The sequence below is a fragment of the Nocardia jiangxiensis NBRC 101359 genome (assembly GCF_000308615.1).
Classification (GTDB): Bacteria; Actinomycetota; Actinomycetes; order Mycobacteriales; family Mycobacteriaceae; genus Nocardia; species Nocardia jiangxiensis.
The window spans coordinates 1-25,991 of record NZ_BAGB01000058.1 but is presented as its reverse complement, the minus strand read 5'-3'; the positions used below and the strand labels follow the sequence as shown (position 1 = coordinate 25,991).

Annotated in this window: 22 protein-coding genes and 1 pseudogene; 10 read left to right on the top strand and 13 right to left on the bottom strand. The window is 68.0% G+C overall.

Features of this window, described 5'->3' with window-relative positions:
- Nucleotides 1–43 precede the first annotated feature (43 nt).
- From ON40_RS25650 to ON40_RS25620, 7 genes are all read right to left on the bottom strand, one after another.
- On the bottom strand, nucleotides 44–790 hold the full coding sequence (locus ON40_RS25650) for a DUF1684 domain-containing protein (protein WP_040826969.1): 747 nt from the start codon (nucleotides 788–790) through the stop codon (nucleotides 44–46).
- Entirely contained in the window at nucleotides 787–2,457 is a 1,671-nt protein-coding gene (locus ON40_RS25645; RefSeq protein ID WP_040826967.1) for a dipeptide ABC transporter ATP-binding protein, read from the bottom strand. Before ON40_RS25645 ends, ON40_RS25650 begins: the two co-directional genes overlap by 4 nt.
- The gene (locus ON40_RS53730; protein ID WP_083895923.1) at nucleotides 2,454–3,347 is read right to left on the bottom strand and encodes an ABC transporter permease; all 894 of its coding nucleotides are present in this window, start codon (nucleotides 3,345–3,347) and stop codon (nucleotides 2,454–2,456) included. Before ON40_RS53730 ends, ON40_RS25645 begins: the two co-directional genes overlap by 4 nt.
- 1 nt (nucleotide 3,348) lies before the next feature.
- Nucleotides 3,349–4,305 carry an ABC transporter permease gene (locus ON40_RS25635; protein WP_040826965.1) on the bottom strand — a complete coding sequence of 319 codons (957 nt, stop codon included), beginning with the start codon at nucleotides 4,303–4,305 and terminating at the stop codon, nucleotides 3,349–3,351.
- The gene (locus ON40_RS25630) at nucleotides 4,302–5,969 is read right to left on the bottom strand and encodes an ABC transporter substrate-binding protein (protein ID WP_040826963.1); all 1,668 of its coding nucleotides are present in this window, start codon (nucleotides 5,967–5,969) and stop codon (nucleotides 4,302–4,304) included. The genes ON40_RS25635 and ON40_RS25630 overlap by 4 nt, the downstream gene beginning before the upstream one ends.
- Nucleotides 5,970–6,034: 65 nt before the next feature.
- Nucleotides 6,035–7,225 carry an acyl-CoA dehydrogenase family protein gene (locus ON40_RS25625; protein ID WP_040826961.1) on the bottom strand — a complete coding sequence of 397 codons (1,191 nt, stop codon included), beginning with the start codon at nucleotides 7,223–7,225 and terminating at the stop codon, nucleotides 6,035–6,037.
- Nucleotides 7,222–8,409 (bottom strand): LLM class flavin-dependent oxidoreductase, encoded by a 1,188-nt coding sequence (locus ON40_RS25620; protein WP_040826959.1) that lies wholly within the window; start codon nucleotides 8,407–8,409, stop codon nucleotides 7,222–7,224. The genes ON40_RS25625 and ON40_RS25620 overlap by 4 nt, the downstream gene beginning before the upstream one ends.
- Before the next feature lie 264 nt (nucleotides 8,410–8,673).
- Here ON40_RS25620 and ON40_RS25615 point away from each other — a divergent pair, with 264 nt between their 5' ends.
- A complete protein-coding gene (locus tag ON40_RS25615) occupies nucleotides 8,674–9,552 on the top strand; it encodes a LysR family transcriptional regulator (RefSeq protein ID WP_040827107.1) in 879 nt (292 codons plus the stop codon).
- 3 nt (nucleotides 9,553–9,555) lie between these two features.
- Here the strand turns inward: ON40_RS25615 and ON40_RS25610 are convergent, their stop codons facing one another.
- The gene (locus tag ON40_RS25610; RefSeq protein WP_083895922.1) at nucleotides 9,556–10,908 is read right to left on the bottom strand and encodes an FAD-binding oxidoreductase; all 1,353 of its coding nucleotides are present in this window, start codon (nucleotides 10,906–10,908) and stop codon (nucleotides 9,556–9,558) included.
- Nucleotides 10,909–11,105: 197 nt separating this feature from the next.
- On the opposite strand from ON40_RS25610, the gene ON40_RS25605 reads away from it, so the two are divergent.
- Nucleotides 11,106–11,978 (top strand): sulfurtransferase, encoded by an 873-nt coding sequence (locus tag ON40_RS25605; protein ID WP_040826957.1) that lies wholly within the window; start codon nucleotides 11,106–11,108, stop codon nucleotides 11,976–11,978.
- Between the two features lie 13 nt (nucleotides 11,979–11,991).
- Here ON40_RS25605 and ON40_RS25600 read toward each other — a convergent pair whose 3' ends face one another.
- The gene (locus ON40_RS25600) at nucleotides 11,992–12,576 is read right to left on the bottom strand and encodes a TetR/AcrR family transcriptional regulator (RefSeq protein ID WP_040826956.1); all 585 of its coding nucleotides are present in this window, start codon (nucleotides 12,574–12,576) and stop codon (nucleotides 11,992–11,994) included.
- Between the two features lie 70 nt (nucleotides 12,577–12,646).
- Between ON40_RS25600 and ON40_RS25595 the strand changes: the two genes are divergently transcribed.
- From ON40_RS25595 to ON40_RS56120, 3 genes and pseudogenes are all read left to right on the top strand, one after another.
- Nucleotides 12,647–13,543: an NAD(P)H-binding protein gene (locus tag ON40_RS25595; protein WP_040826954.1), complete on the top strand. Its 897-nt coding sequence runs from the start codon at nucleotides 12,647–12,649 to the stop codon at nucleotides 13,541–13,543.
- Nucleotides 13,544–13,572: 29 nt separating this feature from the next.
- Nucleotides 13,573–14,187: a nitroreductase family protein gene (locus ON40_RS25590; protein WP_040826953.1), complete on the top strand. Its 615-nt coding sequence runs from the start codon at nucleotides 13,573–13,575 to the stop codon at nucleotides 14,185–14,187.
- 906 nt (nucleotides 14,188–15,093) lie between these two features.
- Nucleotides 15,094–15,261 (top strand): annotated as a pseudogene (locus ON40_RS56120) (methyltransferase family protein); the annotation flags it as partial.
- A 147-nt stretch (nucleotides 15,262–15,408) separates the two neighbouring features.
- Here ON40_RS56120 and ON40_RS25580 read toward each other — a convergent pair.
- The 3 genes from ON40_RS25580 to ON40_RS25570 form a co-directional block, all read right to left on the bottom strand.
- Entirely contained in the window at nucleotides 15,409–16,095 is a 687-nt protein-coding gene (locus tag ON40_RS25580) for a DUF899 domain-containing protein (RefSeq protein ID WP_040827102.1), read from the bottom strand.
- Nucleotides 16,096–16,307: 212 nt separating this feature from the next.
- Entirely contained in the window at nucleotides 16,308–16,970 is a 663-nt protein-coding gene (locus ON40_RS25575; RefSeq protein WP_051193554.1) for a PadR family transcriptional regulator, read from the bottom strand.
- Between the two features lie 302 nt (nucleotides 16,971–17,272).
- Nucleotides 17,273–18,106, bottom strand: a complete 834-nt coding sequence (locus tag ON40_RS25570; RefSeq protein WP_051193553.1) for a helix-turn-helix transcriptional regulator — start codon at nucleotides 18,104–18,106, stop codon at nucleotides 17,273–17,275.
- Between the two features lie 242 nt (nucleotides 18,107–18,348).
- Here ON40_RS25570 and ON40_RS25565 point away from each other — a divergent pair, with 242 nt between their 5' ends.
- The 4 genes from ON40_RS25565 to ON40_RS25550 all read left to right on the top strand — a co-directional run bounded on the left by ON40_RS25565 (nucleotide 18,349) and on the right by ON40_RS25550 (nucleotide 23,227).
- Nucleotides 18,349–19,407, top strand: a complete 1,059-nt coding sequence (locus ON40_RS25565; RefSeq protein WP_218008866.1) for a zinc-binding dehydrogenase — start codon at nucleotides 18,349–18,351, stop codon at nucleotides 19,405–19,407.
- 231 nt (nucleotides 19,408–19,638) lie between these two features.
- Nucleotides 19,639–21,012, top strand: a complete 1,374-nt coding sequence (locus tag ON40_RS25560) for a glutamine synthetase family protein (RefSeq protein WP_040826951.1) — start codon at nucleotides 19,639–19,641, stop codon at nucleotides 21,010–21,012.
- Between the two features lie 18 nt (nucleotides 21,013–21,030).
- A complete protein-coding gene (locus ON40_RS25555; RefSeq protein ID WP_040826949.1) occupies nucleotides 21,031–22,392 on the top strand; it encodes an aldehyde dehydrogenase family protein in 1,362 nt (453 codons plus the stop codon).
- A 67-nt stretch (nucleotides 22,393–22,459) separates the two neighbouring features.
- Complete coding sequence (locus tag ON40_RS25550; RefSeq protein ID WP_040827094.1) at nucleotides 22,460–23,227, top strand: 3-oxoacyl-ACP reductase; 768 nt, start codon at nucleotides 22,460–22,462, stop codon at nucleotides 23,225–23,227.
- An 80-nt stretch (nucleotides 23,228–23,307) separates the two neighbouring features.
- On the opposite strand, the gene ON40_RS25545 is transcribed toward ON40_RS25550, so the two are convergent.
- A complete protein-coding gene (locus ON40_RS25545) occupies nucleotides 23,308–24,222 on the bottom strand; it encodes an aldo/keto reductase (protein ID WP_040826947.1) in 915 nt (304 codons plus the stop codon).
- Nucleotides 24,223–24,451: 229 nt separating this feature from the next.
- Here ON40_RS25545 and aspA point away from each other — a divergent pair, with 229 nt between their 5' ends.
- On the top strand, nucleotides 24,452–25,867 hold the full coding sequence (gene aspA / locus ON40_RS25540; protein ID WP_040826945.1) for an aspartate ammonia-lyase: 1,416 nt from the start codon (nucleotides 24,452–24,454) through the stop codon (nucleotides 25,865–25,867).
- The last annotated feature ends 124 nt before the right edge of the window (nucleotides 25,868–25,991 follow it).

Below are 25,991 nucleotides of genomic sequence, written 5' to 3'. Positions count from 1 at the left end.
AGCACCTCGCCGACCGTGCCGACGCCGATCATCGCTCAGCGGGTCACCGTGCGACCTCGGCAATGCGCCGCAGCCGGGTCTCGCCCGCGCGGATCGGGAACTCCAGCCGATTCCCCGGCGGCGGTAGTGGGCACAGGAAGTGGTCGGAGAAGGTGCACGGCGGCAGGTAGGCGTGATTGAAGTCCACTTCGACCTGCCCATGGGCGTCCGGAGCGGCGACGTCGAGAAAGCGGAACCGTTGTGTCTCTACGCCGTTCGTGGCGTCGGCGAAGACGATCTGCAGACCTCCGGCCGGTGTTCCGGCACCCTCGAGCGCGATGTCCCGGCCGTTGAGCGAGAGTCGGACCGCGGCGCGGGCGTTCTCGCTGACGAAGCCGTCGATGTGTTCGAGTTGCAGTGTGTCCGAGGTGGTTTCGAGTGTGCCGGGCACCACCCACGCGGGATCGAAGTCGAAGGTGTCGATACCTCGTAGACCGGTCCGGCCGGGAGTCTGCGGATCGAATACTCGTAGCGCCACCTGTCCCGCGCGGATGATGGGCCGCAGCAGCAGATCTCGGAGACGGTGCTCCTCGCCCGGAGTCAGATCGACCTGGAACCCGGGGCCCGTACCGATGGCGTGGCCATCGGATTCGACCCATGTGCCGGGGAGCCCGTCGATGTGCAGCGGTTGCTCGCTGAGCCAGTGTGTTCCGGTCAGGGCGGCGGGTCCGTGGTCGGCGGTGGCAAGAGCGTCGCGCTCGTCGCGCCAGCGCAGCCAGTCGGCGCGGCGGGTCTCCGAGGATGTGGTCATGGCTCTTCCCTTTCGTTGCGGTCGAGACGGCGGCGGCCGGGTATCGCCGCCAGCAGTCGCCGGGTGTAGTCATCGGCGGGATCGCGGAAAATGGCTGCCGTGGAGCCGGATTCGACCACCCGTCCCTTCTCGAACACCGAAACGGTGTGTGCGATACGGGCCACCACCGCCAGGTCGTGGGAGACGAACAGGTAGGTCAGGCCGAGGCCCTGTTGCAGGTCGGTGAGCAGGTCGAGGATCTGTTCCTGCACCGACACGTCGAGCGCGGAGACCGGCTCGTCCAGCAGGACGACGTCCGGCCGCAATGCCAGCGCCCGCGCGATCGCCACGCGCTGGCGTTGGCCACCGGACAGTTCGGCGGGCAGGCGGTCCAGGAACGTGCGCGGCAGGGCCACCTGGTCGAGCAGTTCCGCGGCGCGGGCTCGCCGTCGGGCGCGGTCGCCGACCCGGAACGACACCAATGGTTCGATGACGCTCTCGCACACGGTGAATCGCGGGTCCAGGGAGGCGAACGGATTCTGATGCACCAACTGGAAGCGTTGTCGCAGTGGACGAATCCGCCGCCACGACATCCCGGCGATATCGTGACCGTCGAAGCGGACGGCGCCGCTCGTGGGTTCGGTCAGCCCCATGGCGATGCGCAGTGCGGTCGTCTTCCCCGAACCCGACTCTCCCACAATGGCATGCGTACGTCCCGGCGCGACCCGCACCGACACCTCGTCCAGCGCGACCACCGAGCCCCCGCGCCGAGACGCGAAACGTTTCGTCACCGAGTCGAGTTCGATGATCGGTTCGGGCGGATCGACCTGTTCGCGCGGTACGTCGAACCGCGGTCGAAGCACTCCGCCGTGGGCCAGCGCGGGCGCGGCGGCGATCAGGCGACGCGTATAGGCGTTGTCGGAATCGACGAGAATCTCTGTGGGAGAGCCGGATTCGACGATGCGCCCCTGCCGCATCACCACGACTCGGTCGGCCCGATCGGCGGCCACCGCCAGATCGTGGGTGATGATCAGCAGGGCCGTTCCGCTCTCACGCACGAGCGACTCGAGGTGGTCCAGGATGCGTGTCTGCACGGTGACGTCCAGAGCGCTGGTGGGTTCGTCCGCGATGATCACATCCGGTTCACCGGCGAGCGCGATCGCGATCAGCGCCCGCTGCCGCTGGCCGCCGGACAATTCGTGCGGATAGCGTTGCGCGCGCCGCTCGGGGGCGTCGAGTCCTGCCTTGCGCAGAATGTCGATGACCTCGGTTCTCACCTGTGGGCCACGGACGCCGCGCAGCCGTACGGCCTCCGCGACCTGGGTGCCGATTCGCTGGGTCGGATTCAGTCCGACCATCGGATCCTGCGGAATCAGCGCGACCGTCGAGCCGCGCAGTGTGCGCACGAGTTTCTCTCGGGCACAGGCGATGTCGACTCCCGCGACATGGATTGCTCCTCCGGTGATGCGTCCGTTGTCGGGCAGCAGGCCGATGATCGCGTGTGCGGTGGTGGATTTGCCGGAGCCGGATTCGCCTACCAGGGCGACGATTTCGCCGGGATGGATGGACAGTGACACATCGTGTACCGCGGGCGTCACCGTGCCGTACCGCAGGTATCCGGCGCTGAGGGCCAAAATTTCGACTAACGGCGCGCCGGTGCGCACCCGATCCACGGTCGCCCGGGTCATCGCCGCACCTGCTGCAAGGTCTTGGCGATGTGATTGAGCGAGAGCACGGTCACTACCACCATCGCGCCCGGCAGCAGCGACACCCACGGCGCGGTCAACAGGTAGTTGCGGCCACCCGCGATGAGGGATCCCCATTCGGCGCGCGGCGGCGCGGCACCGAATCCCAGAAAGCTCAGTGCCGCAACGGAAATGATCGCGGTGCCGAACTCCAGCACGGCGAGGCCTGAGACCGGCCCCCACGAATTCGGCAGGATGTGCCGGATCAGTACCCGCGGCCATCCGGCGCCTCCGGCGCGGGCGGCTTCCACATACGGCAGTGTCTTCACCCGCAGCACCTCCGCGCGCGTCGTGCGGGCGAAGCCGGGAACCGTCCCGACCCCGACCGCGATAGCCACCGGTACGGTGCCGAAGCCGAGAGCGGTCACGATCGCCAGCGCCAGCAGCAACCCGGGAATCGCCAGTTGCACATCGATACCCCGCATCACGACGGCGTCCACTCGGCCGCCGAAGAAACCGGAGACGACTCCGAACACCAACCCCGCGCACAGCGCGATGCCGATGGCGATGAGTGCCGCCCGCACGGTCAACTCGGATCCGTACAGCGTGCGGGCCCACAGATCCCGACCGACGTCGTCGGTGCCGAAAAGGTGTGCGGCACTGGGTTCGCGCAGGCGCTGCGCCGGTTCGGTGGCGTACGGATCGGCGGAGGTGAACAACGTCGGCGCGAAGGCCGCCACGATCACGAATGCGACGAATACGGTCGCGAGCGTGAATCCGGGACGGCGGAACAGTCGCAGGGCCGAGTGCGCCCGGCGGACGCGGCGCGGGTGGATGGCGTCGTCCTGCGGCGGGGCCACCGCGGTGTCGGCTGCCGTCACGGTCTGTACCACTTCAGTCTCCCTCGGCCGTCGCGGTGTGGGTGATCCGCGGATCCAGCAGCGGATACAGCAGATCGATGATCAAATTCACCAGCACGAACCCGGCTGCCGCGAGCACCACGATCGCCTGCACCACCGGAACGTCCTTGACCAGCACCGACTCCTGAGCCAGTCGGCCGATCCCATTGCGGTTGAATACGGTTTCCACGACGATCGCGCTGGTGACGGTCACACCGATGAGCAGACCGGCAATGGTCAGCGCGGGGAGTGCGGCATTGCGGAGTGCGTGCCGTAGCTGCACCTGCCCGCGCGAGAGCCCCTTCGCGCGGGCGGTGACGATGTACTGCTCCTGCAGGGTGTCCTGAAAACTGCGGCCCAGGACCTGGGCCAGTTGCGCGGCGGCGGGCAAAGCCATCGTGATCACCGGCAGGATCAGGTGTTTCCAGTCGCCCGTGCCCGCTGACGGCAGCCAGCCCAGTTCGAACGAGAAGTACTGGATCAGCGCGAGTCCCACCAGGAACGTCGGCACCGCGACGCCCAGGGCGGGCAGTCGGTCCAGCAGCACCTGAAGTGGACGGAGGCGAACGAACGCCGCGAGGTAGGCGACCCCGGTGCCGAGCGCCACGGCCACCAGACCTGCGATCGCGCTGAGCAGCAGCGTTCCGCCGATCCGGTCGCCGATCAGCTGGGTTACCGGAACGTGTTTGGCGATCGAGATACCGAAGTCGCCGTGCAATGCCCCGGTCAGCAAGGTCCAGTACTGGTCGAGCACCGGGCGGTCGAGACCGTACTGGGCTTTGGCCGCGGCGAGCTGTTGCGGTGTCAGCGAATCGGTTTCGATCCCCGCGGCGCTGAGCTGAATCGACACCGGGTCACTGGGTAGCAGATACAGCACGAGGAAGGTGACCGTGAACGCCGCCCACAGCACCACCACCGCCTGCGCGATCCGCCCGGCGAGATACCGGATCACGGGTTGATCCAGACGTCGCGCAGATCCAGGAAACTCTCGGAAGTGAATCGGAAACCGTTGAGCCGGTTACGGATTCCCGCGTACTGCACCCTTTCGAACAGAGGGAAGGCGACGCCCTCGTCGATCAGCGCGCTCTGTAGCTGGCCATAGATGTCCCGGCGTTGGACCGGATCGGTGGTCCGCACCGCGCTGGCGAACAGATCGGCAATGCGCGCCGCCGTCTCGGGCTGCTGCGAGTTGCGCGCGAGCGCCTTCGAATTGGCGAGCGCCTCAACGAGAATGAACTGCAACGCCCCGGGATCGGCGCGGGTGAAATAGTTGCCGAGCAGGTCGTATTGACCATTCGCGGTGACCGCCGATCGTTCGGCCGCGGTGATCACCTTCAGCTGGACCTCGATCCCGACCTTGCGCAGCTGATCCTGCAACAGTTCCGAGCCGATGGCGGTGGGATCGACGGCCAGCGTGAGTGACAGTCGTTTGCCGTCCTTGCTGCGGTACTGGTCACCGGGTGCCAGCCGCCAGCCCGCCGCGTCGAGGATGCGCCCGGCCTGGGCCGGGTCGTAGTTCAGCTTCGCGGCCTGCGTTGCGAAGTACGGTGTCGTTTTGTCGAACGCGCCCGCTACCGCCGGATAGTCCGGGCCGAAAACGGTTGTGCCGAGCGTCTTCACATCGATCGCGTGGTACAGCGCCTGCCGGACCTGAGCGTCGGCGAGCGGGTGCCCGTTGGATACGTTCGGGAACAGCGCGTACGACACCCCCGGTAGTGAGCGCGAGCGCAGGTAGGCTCCCGAACGTGCGATGAGGTCCCGATCCTCGACGGTGAACGGATTGCGCGGCCACGCGATGTCGATCTGCCCGCTGACCAGATCGCCTGTGCGCACGCTGTCCTCGGCGATATAGCTGACCTGGATCTTGTCCAGATAGGCCTCGCCGGTGTTCTTGGTCAGCGGGGACGGCCAGTGGTAACCGGCCCGCCGGCTCAACGTCACCCCTTGTCCGGGGGTGTAGTTGTCGAGGGTGAACGGACCGGTCCCGGAGATGCCGCCGAGGCAGCGCTGCTGCGGGGTCCTGCGCAGTGACGCCGGGGAGAGCAGGGCCAGGTTCGTGGTCGAAGTCGCCTGCAGGAACGACGAATTCGGCTGATCGAAGTGGAACCGGACCGTCTTGGCATCGACGACCTCGGTCGATTGCAGTCCTTGAATGTAGCTGGCGCCGTAGGCGGTTCCGCCGGAAGCTCGGCTCTCCTGCAAGAACGAGTCGAAGTTGGCCTTGACCGCGGGGGCGTCCAGTGGCGCGCCATCGGAGAAGGTGACACCGTCGCGCAGGGTGAAAGTGTAGTCGAGCCCGTCCGGGCTGATCTGCCATCGGGTCGCCAGCCACGGCACGATCTCGCCGGTGTCCGGATTCTGATCGGTGAGCGAGTCGGTGAAGTTGCGGATCAGGGTGCGGTGCTCGATCCAGTAGGTCTGGAACGGGTCGATGCAGGCGAAAGCCGCGTTGTCGGGAAAGAACGCGAGGTTCAGTGTTCCCCCGCGTACGGGCTGTTTTCCTACCCCGGTGGGTCCGCTGGGCTGGTCGGCCCCGCCGCAGGCGGCGGCCAGCAGGGTCAGCACGGCGGCGGCCGCGGCGGCGGTCCTGCGCAGTGCGCGGATCGTGGTCGGCATAACGGAGGATTCCTCGGGTCAGGGCCGGAACACGTTGTCCCGGTGGAAGTTCGGATGAGTGCGGACTATCCGGCGGGGCGGTCGGCGGCGTGCAGTACGGCCTGGCCCGCGGCCAGCAGGACCGTGTCCTCCTGCGGCGGGTGCACGCGTACGCACAGCACATCGCGCAGATGTCGCTCCAGCGGGTGGTGGCGAGTCAGCGCCGCATTGCCCAGGGCCGCGACGGCGGTCTGCACGGCGGTGATCACCGAACGCGCGATCAACACCTTGATCAGCGAAAGGCTCTCCGCCGCAATGCTTTCTCCGGCTTCGATGCGTCGCAGCGTGCCGTCCAGGAGGGTTTCCGCCTGCACGATCTGTGCCTCGATCTCGCCCGCGACGGTCCGGATGCGTTCGGTCTCGGCGATCGGGTGGCCGAGTGCGGCCGGAACGCGGGTGCGAGCGAAGTCGGCGAAGGCGCGGCGTGCCGCACGGGCCACCCCGACATACAACGCCACGTGACCGAACGAGGTAGGCCCCGAGGCCGAGGCGGGGTCCCGGTAAACACCGTCCCGGAACGGGATCTCGATCAAGTTCTCCGCCGCCACAACAACATTCGTGTAGGTGACATCGTGTGTGTTGGAGGCGCGCAGACCGAGATGATCCCAGGTGTCGTGCCAGGTGATGCCGCCGGAATCGGCGGGGACGATGAAATGACCCACCCGCACGGGATTTTCGTCGGTGCGTGCCCACACCAGGTGATAGGCCAGTGCCGCGCCGCCGGTGGCGAAGGTCTTGCGGCCGTTGAGAATCCAGCCGTCGGCAGTGCGGCGCGCGGTCGTCGCGGGCAGGCCGCCGCGTGCCGGAGCGCCCAGTTCGGGCTCGGCGCGGATGACGTTCACCAGCGTCGGCTGCTCGGCCGAGCGGCCGACCAGTTCGCCGCCGTAGAGGTCCTCGGGCCAGCTGCCGTTCACCGCCTGTGCCTGGTGGGCGGCCAGGGTGTTGGCGGCGATCAGCGCCACCGACGGATCGCCCTCGCCGATCGCGGCCAGGATCCGCACCACCTCACGATGACTCAGTTCGGGGCCGCCGTATCGTCCGGCCACGGTCGCGGTCAGGTATCCGCCGCGGTGCGCCACCCGCAGCCCGGCTTCGGGAATCTCCGCGCTGCGATCGTATTGCGCTGCGGTCGAGGAGATTTCGTCGGTCAGCGCGGCCAGGGCCGTCGGCGTGGTGTCCGGCACGAGCAGCGACTGCCGACCGGTGACCGCGGTCATGGGCGGCCCGCCGCGACCAGGGCGCCGGGATGATCCGCTTGCAGGTCGCCGCGCCGCCCGGTCGCCTTGCGATGCGCGAGTTCCTGGCGGACCAGCGGCAGGATGTAGCGCCCGTAGTCGATCACGTCGTTGAGGGTGTCGTAGCCGCGGATCGAAACCAGGCTCGCGCCCAGATCGATGTAGTCCAGGATCGCCGCGGCCACCGTCTCCGGGCTTCCGACCAGCGCGGTCGACGCGCCCTGGCCATTGGTGGCTGCCGCGGTCCGGGTCCACAGCGCGCGGTCGTACACCTCCTGGCGGCGGGCGAATTCCAGCGCTCGCTGCGAGCCGACGTTCTGCGGCGCACTCTGGTCGCGCTTGCGGTAGGCGCCGGTTTCGAAGGTGTGGGAGATCCGATCGGCGTAGTCGCGGGCCTTGGCCCAGGCCAGGTCGTCGGTGCGGTCGGTGATGGGACGGAATGTCACCCAGATGCGCGGGCGGTCGGTGCGTCCGGCGGCTGCGGCGATCGCGTGTACTCGATCGATCTGAGACCTGATGTCCGCCAACGGTTCTCCCCAGAAGGAGAAGATGTCGGCCTTGGCCCCGCCGATCTCGAACGCGGCATCGGACTGTCCGCCGATGGAGATCGGAATCGGCGTCGCGTACGGCGGGAAGCCGGGGCCGAAGCCGTCGAACCGGTAGTACGTTCCCTCGTGCGAGAACGCCCCCGTCTCGGACCAGGATCGGCGCAGCACATCGATGAATTCGCTGGTGCGTGCGTACCTTTCGGCTTTCGGGAGATAGTCGCCCTGCCGCGCCTGCTCCGCATCGCTGCCGCCGGAGATCAGGTGCACCACCGCGCGTCCCTCGGTCAGCTGGTCCAGGGTGGCCAACTGCTGGGCCGCGACGGTCGGGAACACCGTATTCGGACGGACCGCCACGATCGGCTTGAGCCGGTCGCTGAGTTGGCCGACGGCCGAGGCCAGCACGAACGAATCGGCGCTGCTGGATCCGTACGGCAGCAGTGTCAGGTCGAATCCGCCGTCCTCGAGGGCTCGCACGTACCGGCGCACGAATGGCAGGTCGATGCCCCGGGAAGGGATCGGCTCGAGTTCGGTCGAGGCGGTGGTGTGGGTCAGGCTGATGAACTCGACCTCGGGGGACGCGGTGGCGGGCAGCGCGTCCGGGCCGGATTCGACGGTCATGATCTTCCTCTCGGGCCGAACGAGTCGCCGGTTCGCGGCGAAGGAATGGCATCGAGCATCGCTCGACAGGTCGCAATATTAGGTAGACCACCCGGCCGGAACCAGAGTTCGGCGCACGGTTTTCAATTCGTATCGCCGATAGCAACCGATAGCCGAAAGATGTTCGGGCTATTTATGATCCGGCAGATTCAAAGCATATTCACCGAGCCCGGAATGCGCTTCGATGCGGTGAGATCTCCGGTCGATCCGAGGTGGCGAGAATTCATGGCAGATCCGCTGGACCTGACCCATCTGCGTACGCTGGTGGCCATCGCCGACACTGGCGGTTTCCGGCGTGCGGCCGATGCCCTGCACCTGAGCCAGCCGACGATCAGCCAGCACATTCGCCTGCTGGAGCGGCGCTTGAAGCGATCGCTGGTGGAGAAGGACGGCCGAAGTTCACGTTTCACCGCGGACGGTGAACGGCTGGTGGTCGAGGCGCGAAAACTGTTGACCGCGCACGACGAAATGCTGGCGCGATTCCTGCCCTCGGATCTGCGGCGCATCACGGTCGGCTCGACCGAGCACGCCGCCGACGGGCTGCTGCCGGAATTGCTCGGCATGCTGCGCGCCGCCTATCCGGACGTCTATTTGCATTTCCGGATCGATCGTTCGACGACACTCACCGAATCGGTGGGCAAGGGCGCCCTGGACCTCGCGGTGGTATTGGGCGGCAACGGTGATCCGGTCGGGGTCGAGGTGGGTGAACTCGGATTGCGCTGGGTCGCCGGGCCGGGGTGGCTGCTGCCCAGGCAGCCCGGACCGATTTCGCTGGTGGCGTTCGAGGAACCCTGTGGCCTGCGGCGTCGCGCGGTGCACAAGCTCACCGAGTTGGGGTACGAGGTGTCGGTGACCGCCGAATCCGGAAATCTCGACGGTGTGCTGGCCGCGGCGAAGGCGGGGCTGGGAATCGCGTTGCTGCCGTTCCATTCCGCGGTTCCGAGCGGGATCGGAGAGGTGATGGGTCTGCCCGCGATGGGATCGGTGGATGTGCGGCTGGTGACTCGGCGCGGTCTGGGCGCGGATATCGAGACCTCCGCCGCCGAGGCGATCACCGCCCACTATCGATCGGTAGCCGGACGGAGGCTGCGCGGCGTGGCGTGAGGGTTACAGCGCCTTACCCGGATTGAACAGCCCGTTCGGATCCAGTGCGCGACGGATCGCCTGCTGCGTCCGCAGTGCCGCGGGTCCCTGCTCACGCTCGAGCCACGCGCGCTTCAACACGCCGACACCGTGTTCCCCGGTGATCGTTCCGCCCAATTCCAGTGCGGTGGCGAAGATTTCGTCTGCCGCGGCGACTGCGCGCGGGTAGGCTCGCGCGTCGTCGCGGGGGACCACGATGATCGGATGCAGATTCCCGTCTCCGGCGTGGCCGAAGGTGTTGATCCGGCTGTGGTACCCGGCGGCGATCTCGGTGATCCGCCGTACCGCCGCCGCGATCTGCGACCGGGGCACGACGATGTCCTCGATCAGCACTCGGCCGTGCCGCTCCAGCGCGGGCAGTGCCGCGCGGCGCACGGCCAGCAATTCACCCGCCGCCTCGGGATCGTCGCCCACCCGCACCCGGGAGGTGAACTCGCCGAACGTCTTCGCGACGAGATCGGCCTCGGCGCGGGCGCCGAAACCGTCGGTTTGCGCGACCACGAACGCACCGGCCGACTCCCCGCGCACCCCGAGCAGATCCTGTGCCTCGCGCAGCGACGACTCGTCCAGTAATTCGAGCATCGCCGGTCGCACGCGTGCGGCCAGGACCGCCGCGCAGGCGGCGGCGGCCGGTTCGACCTCGTCGAAGTATGCGGCGACGGTGATGGTGTCGATGGGTACGGGCCGCAGCCGCAGGGTAGCGGCCACGATGACGCCCAAGATCCCCTCCGAACCGGTGAACAGGCTCGTGAGATCCAGTCCCGCAACGCCTTTCGCGGTTCGTCGTCCGGTGTGCAGCAGCTGCCCGTCAGCCAGGACGACGTCCAATCCCAGCACGGCATCGCCCGTCACACCGTATTTCACGCACCGCAGGCCACCGGCGTTGGTCGCGATGTTGCCCCCGATGGTCGAGATGGCGATGCTCGCCGGATCCGGCGCATAGCACAGTCCGTGCCGATTCGCCTCGGCGTCGAGCGCCGCCGCGCTGACTCCGGCCTCGACCACCGCGAGTTCGTCGGCCGGTGCGAGCTCCAGAATGCGGTTCAACCCGCTGACATCGAGAATCAGTGATCCGGCGCCCGCGGCGGCTCCACCGGCGAGCCCGCTGCCGGCTCCGCGCACCACCACCGACATTCCCGCCTCCGCCGCCGTCGTCACCGCCCGTCGCACGTCATCGACGTTCGCCGCCAGCACCAATGCCTCCGGCTCCCCGGTCGGCGCGTAGCCGGACCGGTCCGTCCGATAGGCCGCGGGAATGTCCTTGCCCCGCAGCACCGTTCCGGTGAAAGCCCGCATTGCGGTCGTAGGCAGGGTCATTCGCGTGCTCCTCGGTTGTCGGGCGACCGCCGGGATTCATCCTCGCGCACCACCGCGGGCATCGACAGGCGCCGAATGATCGAAATGTCTTATGTGTCGGGTGAAACCGACAGGCGCGGTTGTAATCTCGCCGATTCCAACCGTGTCTACGGCGCCGGAGATGTAGTTGCGTTCATCCGGACGAGAGGAGTCGCGACATGGGCTTGCGATCGGACACCTTGATCACCGTGGCGGAGTTGGCCGCGCGGATCGACAGCGCCGAACCGATCACCGTTGTCGATATCCGCTGGCAGCTGGATCGTCCCGACGGCCGCGCCGACTACGAGCGCGGACACATCCCCGGTGCGGTCTACGCGGACCTGGATTCCGAACTGTCGGATCATTCGGCCACCGGCCTCGGACGTCACCCGTTGCCCACCGGACCGGCGTTGCAGGTCGCGGCGCGCGGGTGGGGCGTCCGCTCCGGCGTCCCGATCGTGTTGTACGACAACTGGAATCGAGCGGGATCCGCGCGCGCCTGGTGGGTGCTGCGTGCGGCGGGCATTCAGGATGTCCGCATCCTGGACGGCGGTCTGGCGGCTTGGACCGACGCGGGGCACGAATTGGCAACCGGCATAGAACATCCCGAGCAGGGTGACATCATCGTCCACCCCGGCACCCTCTACGACGGCGAGTCGGCGACATTGACCGTCGGCGAGGCCGCCGCCGTGCCCGACCGCGGCGTCCTCATCGATGTGCGGTCGCCGGAGCGATTCCGCGGCGACACCGAACCGGTCGACCCCGTCGCGGGCCACATCCCCGGCGCGCGCAACATACCGGGCTCGGCCATCCTGGACGATCGCGGATTCTTCCGTCCCGCAAGCGAACTCGAAGAGTTGTTCCGCCGCACCGGTCTCCCCGACGCATCCGTCGTCGGCGTCTACTGCGGGTCCGGCGTCACCGCGACCGTCGGCATCGCGGCATTGCGAACTCTGGGTGTCGATGCGGCACTGTTCCCCGGGTCGTGGTCGCAGTGGAGTGCGGACACCGCCCGGCCGATCGCGACCGGCGACACCGCACCGGCGAGCTGACCCGCCCAGAGCCCTATGCCGAGCGGTTCGATGCGCGTAATCCGTTGAATACCAAGGTGATCAAGCGATCTGCCTGATCGGGTCCGGCGTGCTCGCGGGTCCAGGCGGCCGCGTTGATGAGGGTGAACACATCCGCGGCGGTGACACCCGGACCGAGTGTCGCCGACCGGGTCGCGCGGGCGACGAGTTCGGCGCCGATGCCGTTCATGCGCAGGCAGGATGCGTGCAGTTCACTGCTGTCGTCGTCCATGCTCTCCGCGAGCACCTCGGCCAGTCCCCGATATGTGGCGGCATGCTGGACCACCGCGCGCACCCACTCGTCCACGGTGTCGGCAGTGACCCGCCGGCCCAGCAGCCGGTCGCCGCGTTCGAACAGGCCCTCGTTCCGGTCGGCCAGTAGCGCGGCGGTGAGTGCGCGGCGAGTCGGGAAGTGTCCGTACAGCGTGCCGATGCCGACACCGGCCCGCCGCGCGACATGCTCCAGCGGCGCGTCGGCACCGCTCGCACCGAAGATCTCGTCGGCGGCAGCGAGCAGCCGCTCTCGATTGCGCTGGGCATCCGCGCGCGGGCGGCGGACTCGTGGCGTGGTTTCCTCCATCGCACCCTTCTAAGTCGAGGGACCCTCGAGATATATTCCGAGGGTCCCTCGATTTTAGAAGGAGTAGCTGATGATCCTGGTGACAGGTGCTACCGGTTCGATCGGCCGCCATCTGGTCCGGCGGTTGCGGCAACAGGACATACCGTTGCGGGCGTTCGTGCGCGACCCGGACCGCGGGCGAGAGCTGGGCTGCGAACTGGCGGTAGGCGACTTCGACGATCCGGATTCGATCGAGGCCGCGCTGTCCGGTGTCGAGCGGGTGTTTCTGTGTTCTCCGGGAGCGGGACCGGCCCCGGGGCCGCAGCCGATGGTCGCTCAGCAGACCAGGGTGATCGATGCGGCGGTCCGCGCGGGGGTCCGTCGGGTGGTGAAGGTCTCGGTCCGGGGCGCCCGGCCGGGTGGTCTGCTGGCCGAGGGTGGGCACGCCGAGATCGAGGCGCGGCTCGAGGCGTCGGGGCTGGACTGGTCGATCGTGCAGCCGAGCGGGTTCATGCAGAACTTCCTCACCGGCGCAGGCACATTCACCGACGGCGGCGATCTCCTCGGCGCCTACGGTAGCGCCAGGGTGTCGTACATCGACTGCGCCGACATCGCGGCCTGCGCGGACGTCCTGCTGAGGGGCGATCTCGGTACCCGGCAGCGGTTCGTGCTGACCGGCCCCGAGGCGCTCACCCACGCCGAGATCGCCGCTCGGTTGTCCGAGGCGCTCGGCCGCACCATCGTCTACATCGACCGTCCCCCGGTGGATTTCGCGGCCGACCTCGTAGCCCAGGGGCTTCCCGACCGGTTCGCCGCCGACGTTGCCGCGCTGTACGCCGATGTCGCGTGCGGCTCTCTCGCCGGAATCACTTCGGCCGTCCGCGATCTCACCGGCCGACCGGCCACGACCTTCGCCGAATTCCTGGCCCGCGAGCAAGACCTGTTGCGGCAGTGGCCAACAGGAGCGGCTGTCGAAAAGGCCGAGTAAGTACACCCCGACGCGAAAAGGAACGGCTCATGGACGTCGACACATTGCTCACCACCACCCGCTCGGTCCGGCGCAAACTGGACCTGCGTCGCCCGGTCGAACCCGAGGTACTCACCGAATGCCTTCGGATCGCTCAGCAGGCTCCCATCGCCGGAGCGTTCGCCGAGAGCTTCCGCTGGCTGGTCATCGATGACCCGGACACGAAAAGCGCTCTGGCGCAGATCGTCCGCACCGATGGCGAGTCCTCGTTCGCGAGATACGGCGACCGGGTGCCGCCGCGCGCCCTCGCCTCCGGGCGGCATCTGCTCTCGGTCCTGGAACAGGTCCCGGTGTACGTCACGGCGTGCCTGCACGGTCGGCCATCCGGCGACAACGCGCTGCTCAGCGCCTTCTACGGTTCGGTCTATCCGGCGGTGTGGAGCCTGCAACTCGCCCTGCGATCACGCGGCCTCGGCAGTACCATCGTCGGCTACCACCTCGCCGAGCACGAGTCGGACGTCGCACACATCCTCGGCATCCCGGACGACGTCACCCAGGTAGCCATGCTCGCCGTCGCCTACACGACGACGAACACCTTCCGTCCCGGTGCCCGCCCCGCGATCGACCGCATCACGTACCGCAACCGGTGGGGCAGCCCGGCCTGACCGATGTGTTGCTGCCTGGAGCATTCAATTCTGTCGGGAGTCCGGTGACTCGGATCAGCAGTGGCTGGTGCCACAGGCCGCTGTGAGTGCCTGCGGCTCGATCCGGATTCTTCCCTCCGGATGGAAATTTAGCGGTAACCGGCGGATCATCACATGACCATGTGGCAGTGCTTCGGTCATAACCAGCATGCTGCAGCGGTGAGGAGTGAGATGTGATGTGGCAGTGGGTACAAGGGCTCGAACCGGTCGATGCCGAGGTGATCGGCGAGTGTCTTTCCGCGGTGCCCGAATCCGACGCCGATCTGTCCTGGCAGGTTTGACGCCGCGGCTGGCGGCCGATCGCCGCATGGCGCTGGCGGCGTACTGCACGTCGGTGTGCGCCCGCGGTACTGGTGTTCAGCACGTCGATCGAGAAGCTGGTCGGCGGTCTGCGAGCCGCGGGGCTGCAGGTCGAGGACGCGGCACCCGGCATCACGGTGCGCGACCGGCTCGCCGAGCGCTACGGCGTGGATGCGCTGGAGGTCGGGGCCGTGCGGATTCGTGTGCCTGCGCCGGACGGGAGCGCACGCGAGGTCGAGGTGTTCTCGGCGACGCCGCGCGCCGAACTAGCCGAGCCGGTCGACCGGGAACGCGTGGAGCGCAACGAATTCCATCTCACGCTTCACCTCGACGCGCCGGATGAGGTGACGGTGGCCGGGCTGCGCGCGCTGTTGATCTCCGAGGGCGGCCTGGTCGCGGACGGGAGCGGCTACGACCCCGGCGCGGACCGCACGACACTGTACTTTCGCAGCTGGACCGGTTGGCGCGGCCATCGGCGACTTGCGCTTCGGCTACCCGGCAGGCGCGGCGCTGCGGTCGCACGGCTCGAGCGGGCCGCACGAGCAGGCCAAGCCACTGCTGGAGCTGATGACCGGCGCGTGGACCACCCGAACCATCGCGGTGGCAGCGGAATTGGGCGTTGCGGACGCGCTGGCCGCCGCCGCGCGGGCCGGAGCGCCCGGCTCGATCGCCGAACTCGCCGACCGGATGGCCGTGGACCAGGGCGGGCTCGCGCGGCTGTTGCGCTACCTCGCCTCGCTCGGGCTGGTCAGCCGGGTCGGCGACGGATATGTGCTTACGCCGCTGGGTGATTCGCTGCGGGCCGCGACCATGCCCAGGTCATCCGATTCGTCTCGGCCCGTTGATCTTTCGGCCGATCGGCTGTTCCGGGCGGAACGTGCCTCAGTCCGGCTCCCCGTAGGCGGCGGCGATGTCCTGGGAGCTGGCCCAGCGGGTGTAGGTGGGGGATTGGGGCCAGCCGGTGGGGGAGTCCTGCCACTCTTCCTGGCGGCCGTAGGGGAGGAGGTCGATGAGGGAGAAGGTGTGGCTGAGTTGTTCGGTGCCGCGGCCGTTGGTGTGCCAGGTGCGGTAGACGGTGTCGTCGTGGCGGAGGAAGACGTTGACCGCGAAGCCGCTGTCGGGGGGTGCGCCGACCTCGGCGCCGAACGGGCTGTGCGCGGTGGAGTACCAGGGCATCTTGTTGCCGACGCGGCGCTTGTAGGCCAGGGCCTCGTCGATCGGGCCCTGGGTGACGATGACGAACCGGGCGTCGTAGTTGTCCAGGAACTCGAGGCGGGTGAATTGCGAGGTGAATCCGGTGCAGCCGGGGCACTGCCACTGTTCGCCCTCGAACCACATGTGGTTGTAGACGATCAGCTGCGATCGGCCGTCGAAGATGTCCGCCAGGCGGATCGGGCCCTGCTCGCCCTCGAGGGTGTAGTCGGGCAGTTCGACCATCGGCAGGCGGCGGCGCTGGGCGGCGATCGCGTCGAGTTCGCGGGTCGCGGCCTTCTCCCGGATGCGCAGCGCGTCGAGTTCGCGTTGCCAGGTGTCGGCGTCGACGACGGGCGGCAGTGCTTCGGTGCTCATGGGTTCCTCCCTGACGGTCCGCAGCGTGCGGGTCATCGATGTGGACCGCGTCCGTTCGCGGAATTCATCGGTGATCGCCGCCTTTTCTCGGCCGGATTTCCGAACGTCTGTTGTCGTTGGGGCCCATTCCGGCATTTCGGCTACCGGGTGCGAATGCCGGTACCGGCTCGGCATTCCTCGGCTTTCTCCAGTTCACGCTGGCTGCTGCGGTATCACCCCTGGTCGGTCTGTGGGGCGAGCGAACCGCGCTTGCGATGGGCGTGGTGATGATCGCGTCGATCGCCCTGGCGATCCTCGCTTTCGTCGGGCTGACACGCTCCGCCGGGGCCCGTGCTCGGCGAACGAATTGGGTTGTGCGCCAAGGACTTCCAGAAGTCTACGTATGCCTGCTCGTGCATGATGCCGAGTTCGAGGATGCGGGAACGGGATTCGGCGCGGACGCTGTCCTCGGGATCGATCTCGGCCTGGAGGGTGCGGTACAGGTCGAGCCAGTGGAGGTGTTGGGCGGCCTGGTCGTGGGCGAGGGCGATCACGTCGTCCGGTGCGCCGACGTCGGCGAAGAACAGTTTCAGCTGGGCCGGATCGCGGGTCTCCGCGGGCGGGCATTTCGGTTCGGATAGCCAGCGTTCGAGTTCTTCGCGGCCCGCGTCGGTCAAGTGGAATACCCGGCGGCGGCGGCCGGTCTCCTCGGCCTCCTCGCGTAGCAGGCCCTGTTCGGCCAGGCGTGCGGGGATTCGGTACAGCTGCGCGTGCGGGACCGGCCAGAAATAGTCGACGCTCTCCTCGACCCTGGCCTTGAGCTCGTAGGGGGTGAGCGGGCCGTGACGTGCGACGAGGCCGAGCACGATGTGGTCCTGCGCCCCGAGTTCAGGCATTCGCGTCTCCCTGTCGTTCCGTTGACACCGTATCGCTGAGACTATAAGTTAGTCCCTTGAGACCGTATCAATGATACTATTGGAGGAATCGTGCGAGTCTTCGCGATCGAGCTGTTCGACAAGTGGGCGGCCCTGTGGAGCGGCGATCTGGCGCTCGGGCAGGAGATCCTGGCGTGACCGAGTCTGCATCGATGACCGGCCTCGGCGTTGGTGGGGACGGAGTCCGCCACAACTTGTAGGGGTGCAGTTGTGCGAACTGTATCCCTGCAAGTCCGGGGACCCTGGTATCTCGAATGGTGTTGTCAGGGCTCGGAATAGACGACGAGGATCTGGTCCGGGGCGTCGGTGACGGTGAACGACGCGTGGGTGAGGGTGAGCGGCCCGCGCGTCGGGTGGTGCAGGCGTTTGGTGCCCGAGTGGCTGGTGGCGATGTCGTAGCGGGGCCACCAACCGGCGGCCTCGGCGCTGCCTTCGCGGAGTTCGGTTGCCAGGCAGGAGAATCGGGCGTCGCCGGGGTGGCGACCGGCGTTGGCGCGCAGCCGGGCCAGGACGGATTGGGCAACCTCGGTCCAGTCGAGCAGGATTCGCCGGGCGGCGGGGTCGAGGAATACCCAGCGTGCGAGATTCGGTGTGGCGGAAGCAGATTGGCCTATCATGCCCGAGAAGTATTCCGCCGCGGCGTCGTTCCAGGCCAGGACGTCGGTGGTCACGCCGGTGATGTACGCGGGGGCGGGGGACAGGAGTGCGGGGATGGCGGCGACCTCGGGCGTCAGGGTTTCCGCGGGAGGCCGGGGAACGGACTCGGCCGTGCCGTCGGCCAGGGCGCGCAGATGAGCGCGCTCGTCCCCGGTCAGGCGCAGGGCGTCGGCGATGGCGGTGAGCACCTGGTCGGAGGGGTTCACATCGCGGCCCTGCTCCAGATACGCGTACCAGGTCGTGCTGACACCCGACAGCACCGCGAGTTCCTCCCGGCGCAGACCGGGCGTGCGGCGGCGGTCCGAACCGGGCAGGCCGACCTCTGCGGGACTGGTGCGTTCGCGGCGGGCGCGCAGGAATGCGCCGAGTTCGCGGCGGCGTGCCAGGGTTTGCGATCGGCGGGCATCGACCCTCGTGCGGACGTTCACCGAGCCGCTCATGCTATTGCCTCCGATTCCACGATCACATACCCCTGGATACCATCTGCCGCCGGGGCGCGAACCACCGATGCCGAGTCGTGCGGATTGTGACATCGTCCATCGTGGCCTGCGACCAGGCGCTGCTGTCGGTGCACGCTATGACATGCCGAGCCGCTCATGCTGGTACTCCCGATTCCACGATCACGCGGTTCTGGATACCATTCCGGATCGGCGGTGGACTGGGGGTCATGAAGGCATGGCAGATGACAGCACTCGACAGTGGCTTGCACCTCGCTGACGTCCCCGAACCGCGGTTGCGCGGCGGCGGGGCAACCCTCGACGTGCTCGCCGCGATGATCCCCGCGTACACCGCGAACCTGGTGGCCGGAGGGCGCGGCGGGTTCCCCACACCGATCGTGTTGGGCCCCGGCGGAATTGCACGGGTCACCGCGACCGCCGACGACGTGTTCGCGGTGCAGCCGGGTGATATCGCCGTCGCCACCGCGATATTCCGGTCGAATCGCACCGACGACGCGCAGGAGGCGCTGTTGGGCTGGACCGGCATCGGCGGCGACGGGCGGCCCACCCCGACCACGGACCGCATGCGCGATATCTGGCGCGACGGCCTGTTCGCCGAGCGCGCGCTGCAACCCGAGCGCACCCTCGTCGCGCTGCCCGGCGCGGACGCCTACCCCGCACCCGAACGGCTGGCCTTCCTGCCGTGGCTGTCCATCGCCGGGGAGGGAATCGAGCGGGCCGGTGTTCGCCCTGGTCACACGGTCGGCGTCGTCGGTGCGACCGGGCAGCTCGGTGCGGCGGCCGTCCTGTTGGCACTCGCGCGCGGCGCGGCCGCAGTGGTCGCGGTCGGCCGCAATCGCACGACGCTCGACGCGCTGGCCGGCCTGGATCCGCGCGTGCTGACCGTGCCGCTGTCCGGTGATCGCGCGGCCGACGCCCGTGCGATCCGCGCGGCGGCCGGGCCGCTGGACGCGGTGATCGACACCCTCGGCATGGTGCCCGGTCCGGAGCCGACCATGGCCGGGTACGACGCGATCCGCACCGACGGGACCTGGGTTCTGGTCGGCGGCGTGCGCCACGAACTGCCCATTCCCTACCACGACCTGATGCATCGCCGACTGACCGTGCGCGGATCCTGGATGGGCCAGGACACGACGGTGCGCGAGATCTGGTCGATGATTCGTCACGGCGTTGTGGATCTGTCGGTCCTGGACGTCACCGTCGTCGGTCTGGCCGATCCCGCGGCGGCGCTGTCCACCGCGGCCGATGCGCACGGCCTGAATGTGGTTGTCCTCGTTCCCTGACCACTGCTCTCCCGAGTAGTGCGGCCCGGTCGAGGTCGCTCCGGACGGTGTGGCGAGAAAGTCCGCAGGCCACAGCCGGACTGCCGGTGCATCGCTCCGTGCGGCCTCGTGGCGTGGACGACGGCAGCGCCATGAGGTGGTGTGGGCGTCGAGCGCGATTGCGTGTTCGGCGGGCCGACGAGCCCGAGGTCCTCTAGCGTTGGGGCTGGTCGACGCTGAGAGGGGTTCGGGATGCGCACGGGGATGCTGGGTGTGGTCGAGTTGGTGGAGCTGGTGGAGGAGGGGACGTTGGACACCGTGCTGGTCGCGGTGACCGATATGCAGGGCCGGTTGCAGGGGAAACGTTGTTCGGCACGGTATTTCGTGGACGAGGTGCTCGCGCACGGCGCCGAGGCGTGCAACTACCTGCTGGCGGTGGATGTGGAGATGACGCCGGTGCAGGGCTACGCGATGTCCTCCTGGGACACCGGATACGGCGATTTCGCGTTGCGGCCGGATATGAGCACCGCTCGGCTGGTGCCGTGGTGGCCGGGCACCGCGCTGGTGCTGTGCGATATCGCCCATGTCGACGCGACCGGCAGATCCGGCAGTGTGCCGGTCGCGGTGTCGCCGCGACAGGTGCTGCGCAGGCAGCTGGATCGATTGGCGGAGCACGGATTACGCGCCTACGTCGGCACCGAACTCGAGTTCCTGGTCTTCGACGACAGTTACGAGTCGGCCTGGCGTTCGGGCTATCGCGATCTCACCGCGGCCAATCAGTACAACGTCGACTACTCCCTGCTCGGCACCGCCCGGATCGAACCGCTGCTGCGCCGCATTCGCGGCGAGATGTCCGGCGCGGGACTGTATGTCGAATCGGCCAAGGGGGAATGCCGACCAGGCCAGCACGAGATCGCCTTCCGCTACGACGAGGCGCTGAACACCTGCGACAACCACAGCATCTACAAGACCGGCGCCAAGGAGATCGCCGCTCAGGAGGGCCGGAGCCTGTCGTTCATGGCGAAATTCGATGAGCACGAGGGGAATTCGTGCCACATCCATCTGAGCCTGCGGGACGAGCAGGACCGGCCGGTGTTCGCGAAGGACGACGGTGAACCCTCGGCGCTGATGCGGCACTTCCTGGCCGGACAGCTGGACTGCCTGCGCGAGTTCACCTATCTGTACGCGCCGAACATCAACTCCTACAAGCGATTCGTCTCCGGAAGTTTCGCGCCGACGGTCGCCGCGTGGGGCCGGGACAACCGCACCTGCGCGTTGCGCGTGGTCGGCAACGGCTCGTCGCTGCGCATGGAGAACCGGGTGCCCGGCGGGGATGTGAATCCGTATCTGGCCGTGGCCGGACTGATCGCGGCGGGCCTGTACGGCATCGAGCGCAACCTTCCGCTCGAGCCCGAATTCCACGGCAACGCCTACCGGTCGCAGCGGCCGCGCGTGCCCGGTACGCTGCGCGAAGCCGCGCAGCTGTTCGGCGAGAGCACGGTGGCGCAGGCGGCGTTCGGCGAGGACGTGGTGCGGCACTACCGGAACGCGGCGCAGGTCGAACTGGACGCCTTCGACGCCGCGGTCACCGACTGGGAACGCGTGCGCGGCTTCGAACGGCTCTGAGGCGAAAGGAGTGATAGCGTGCCAACCGTCCAGGTGATCAACCCTGCCACCGAACAGCCCGTGGCCACGGTGGAATCGACCGATCTCGCGCGGACCGATGCCGCGATCGCGCGGGCGGCCGAAGCGGCGGCGTCCTGGCGCGCGGTCGCGCCGGGGGATCGGGCCCGGCTGCTGCGTCGTTTCGCCGCGGCCGTGGACGCCGATCTGGACCGTCTGGCCCGGCTCGAGGTCGCCAATTCCGGGCACACCATCGGTAATGCGCGCTGGGAGGCCGGGAACGTCCGCGATGTGCTCGACTACTGCGCGGGTATGCCGGAACGCTTGCTGGGCAACCAGATTCCCGTGCCCGGCGGGGTGGACGTCACCTTCTGCGAACCGCTGGGCGTGGTCGGGGTGATCGTGCCGTGGAATTTCCCGATGCCGATCGCCGGCTGGGGTTTCGCGCCCGCGCTGGCCGCGGGGAACACCGTGGTCCTCAAACCGGCCGAGCTGACCCCGCTGACCGCGATCCGGCTCGGCGAACTCGCCCTCGAGGCGGGGCTGCCGCCGGATGTCTTCCAGGTCCTGCCCGGAAAGGGCTCCGTGGTGGGGCAGCGGTTCGTGACCCATCCGGCCGTGCGCAAGGTGGTCTTCACCGGATCCACCGAGGTGGGTCGCGAGATCATGGCCGGATGCGCGCGGCAGGTCAAACGCGTCACCCTGGAACTGGGCGGTAAGAGCGCCAATATCGTATTCGCCGACGCCGATCTGGAATCCGCCGCGGCCACCGCACCCGGCGGGGTGTTCGACAACGCCGGTCAGGACTGCTGTGCCAGATCGCGGATTCTGGTGCAGCGCAGCGTCTTCGATACGTTCCTGGAACTTCTCGAACCGGCCGTGCGGGCGGTGCGGGTGGGTGATCCGGCCGAGGAATCGACCGAGATGGGCCCGCTGATCTCGGCCGAACACCGCGAGCGGGTCGCCGGATTCGTCGATTCCTCGACCACGGTCGCCTACACCGGGACGAATCCGTCCGGGCCCGGATTCTGGTATCCGCCAACGGTTGTGCTGCCCGCCAGCGCGTCCGAGCGGATTGCCACCGAGGAGATCTTCGGTCCGATCGTGGCCGTGCTGCCGTTCGAGGACGAGGCCGAGGCGATCGCGCTGGCCAATGCCACCGATTACGGGCTGTCCGGTTCGATCTGGACCCGCGATGTCGGTCGGGCGCTGCGCGTCTCGCGTGCCGTGGAGGCCGGGAACCTGTCGGTGAATTCGCATGCCTCCGTGCGGTATTGGACACCGTTCGGCGGATTCAAACAGTCCGGCCTGGGGCGTGAACTCGGTCCGGACGCGGCGCGTGCGTTCACCGAGACCAAGAACGTCTTCATCGCCACCGAATAGCCGTCCGGCACCATCGCATTCACATCTCCCCGCTCCGGAACGTCCGGAGTTCGTTCGCAGAGGAGTCATCGTGCAGCGCTTACAGGATCGCGTGGCCGTCGTCACCGGCGGCGGCAGCGGTATCGGCCTGGCCACCGTCCGCCGCTTCGCGCAGGAGGGCGCGCGGGTGGTGGTCGCCGATATCGATGATGCCGCGGGCGAATCCGCCGCCGCGGAGGTCGACGGACGGTTCGTGCGCACCGATGTCACCGACGAGGAGCAGGTGCGGGCGCTGTTCCAGACTGCGGTGGAGGTCTACGGCGGGCTCGACATCGCGTTCAACAATGCGGGAATCTCACCGCCGGAAGATGATTCGATCCTCACCACCGGCCTCGACGCCTGGCAGCGGGTGCAGCAGGTCAATCTGACCTCGGTCTACCTGTGCAGCAAGTACGCCATCGAACACATGCTGACCCGAGGTAAGGGATCGGTGATCAATACCGCGTCCTTCGTCGCGGTCATGGGCGCGGCCACCTCGCAGATCTCCTACACCGCCTCCAAGGGCGGCGTGCTGGCGATGAGCCGCGAACTCGGAGTTCAGTTCGCCCGGCAGGGAATTCGGGTGAACGCCCTGTGCCCCGGACCGGTCAACACTCCGCTGCTCCAGGAGTTGTTCGCGAAGGATCCCGAACGCGCCGCGCGCCGCCTCGTGCACATTCCGATCGGCCGCTTCGCCGAGCCGGAGGAGATCGCGGCCGCGGTGGCCTTCCTGGCCAGCGACGACTCGTCGTTCATCACCGCGTCACAGTTCCTGGTGGACGGCGGCATCGCGGGCGCGTACGTGACGCCGCTGTAGGGACGCGCAATTCGGGCTGGGGCAGTCGGGAGTCTCGTCTGCCTCAGCCCGAATTGCGTTGGTAGCAAGGATAATTCAGCTCAGCGCCGCTTGAACAGTCGTGAAACGCCGCCCGAGGAATTCGGCGGGGCGCTCACCGCGGACAGCGCCGCGTAGTCCTCGTCGGACAGCGAAACCGTCGCCGCGGCAACGTTTTCCTCGAGGTGGGCGACGCTCGAGGTGCCCGGGATCGGCAGCATCACCGGTGAGCGGCGCAGCAGCCAGGCCAGGGCCAGCTGGGACGGGGTGGCCTCGTGGTTCTTGGCGATCTCGTCGAGCGGGCCGCCGGAGCGGGCGAGCTTACCGGTGGCCATCGGGAACCACGGGATGAAGGCGATCTGATTCGTCTCGCAGTGGTCGACCAGCTTCTCGGAGCTGCGGTCGGCCAGGTTGTACAGATTCTGCACCGAGACGATCGTCGCCAGTTTGCGCGCGGCCTCCAGCTGCGCGACGGTGACCTGGGACAGGCCGATGTGCCGGATCTTGCCTTCCTTCTGCAGCGCCACCAGCTCGCCGATCTGGTCGGCCAGCGGCACCTTCGGGTCGATCCGGTGCAGCTGGTACAGGTCGATGCGCTCGAGCCCGAGGTGTCGCAGGCTCAATTCCAGCTGCTGGCGCAGATATTCGGGCCGTCCCAGCGGCAGCCACACGTCCGGGCCGGGCCGGGTCAGACCGGCCTTGGTCGCGATGACGACATCGTCGGCGTAGGGGTGCAGGGCCGTGCGGATGAGGGTCTCGCTGACGAACGGGCCGTAGGAGTCCGCGGTGTCGATGAAGTTGACGCCGAGTTCCACCGCGCGGCGTAGCAGCCGCACCACCTCGTCCGGGTCCTTCGGCTCGCCCCACACGCCCGAACCGGTGATCTGCATGGCGCCGTAGCCGAGGCGGTGAATGGGCAGATCGCCGCCGAGGGTGAAGATTCCGGATGCGGCGGCGGGACGTGAGTCGGTGGACATGGCCACCACCCTAGCCACCCCGGGCCACCGAAGCAGCAGTTCCCTCCGCTGCACCACCTGCCTATGGGCCAACGAAATTTGGTATATGCCAGTAAATGGTGGCATATACCACTGGATCGGCGTAGGGTCATCCGGGCGCCGACCGGCGCGAAACCTATGGGATGCGCCGCGGCCCGCGGTACCCTTCCGGCCACGGCGCATCCCGTCCCAGTGAAGGAATGCCCGCACGATGACGACCGCCGTGACCCGCCGCGAACACGATCTGCTGGGGGACCGCGACGTTCCCGCCGACGCCTACTGGGGTGTGCACACCCTGCGCGCGAGCGAGAACTTCCCGATCACCGGCACCCCGCTGGCCGCGTATCCGCATCTGATCACCGCCTTGGCCGCGGTGAAGGAGGCCGCCGCGCGAGCCAACGAGGAACTCGGTCTGCTCGCCCCGCACAAGGCCGCGGCCATCTCGGCGGCCTGCCGGGAGATCCGCGAACAGGGTCGGCTGCGCGATCAGTTCATCGTGGACGTCATTCAGGGCGGTGCGGGCACCTCGACGAATATGAACGCCAACGAGGTGATCGCGAACCGGGCCCTGGAGATTCTCGGACACGCCAAGGGCGAATACGCGCACCTGCATCCGAACGACGACGTCAACCTCAGTCAGTCCACCAACGACGCCTATCCGACCGCGGTGCGGGTGGCGACGATTCTGGCCGTGCGCGAGCTGCTCGAGTCGATGACGGTGCTGCGCAACGCCTTCGCCGACAAGGCGACCGAATTCCACGACGTGCTCAAGATGGGCCGCACCCAGTTGCAGGACGCCGTGCCGATGACGCTCGGCCAGGAGTTCTCCACCTACGCGGTGATGCTGGAGGAGGATCAGAGCCGGCTGGCCGAGGCGGTGGTGCTGATGGAGGAGATCAATTTGGGCGCCACCGCGATCGGCACCGGCCTCAATGCTCCCGAGGGGTACGCCGAGTCCGCACGGGGCCATCTGGCCGCCATTACCGGGCTGCCTCTGGTGACCGCGGCCAATCTGGTCGAGGCGACCCAGGATTGCGGTGCGTTCGTTCAGCTTTCGGGTGTGCTCAAGCGGATCGCGGTGAAGCTGTCCAAGAGCTGCAACGATCTGCGCCTGCTGTCCTCGGGGCCGCGCGCCGGGCTCAACGAGATCGATCTGCCCGCGGTGCAGGCGGGTTCGTCGATCATGCCCGGCAAGGTCAATCCGGTGATTCCGGAAGTGGTCAATCAGGTGGCCTTCGAGGTGATCGGCAACGATATGACGATCACCATGGCCGCGGAGGCGGGTCAGTTGCAGCTCAACGCATTCGAGCCGATCATCCTGCACTCGCTGTCCAAGAGCATCGTGCATCTGGGTGCGGCCTGCCGCACCCTCGCGGAACGGTGCGTCGCGGGGATCACCGCCAACGCCGAGGTGACCCGCGCGATGGTGCAGAACTCCATCGGTCTGGTCACCGCGCTGAACCCCTATATCGGATATCTCGCCGCGACCGAGATCGCCAAGGAGGCACTGGTTTCCGGACGCGGCGTGGCCGAGCTGGTGCTGGAGAAGGGGCTGCTGCCGCCCGAGCGGCTCGCCGACATCCTGCGTCCCGAGCTGGTCGCCGGGGTGAAGCCCGTCGTCGTCTGATTCCGGCGAATGCGTTGCGGGCGAAGGTATCCCGCGCTCGCACACAGAGACGGGGCCCGGTCCGTGGGGATACGGACCGGGCCCCGCGTCATCGCCGACGAATCGGTGTGAAATTCAGCGCGGC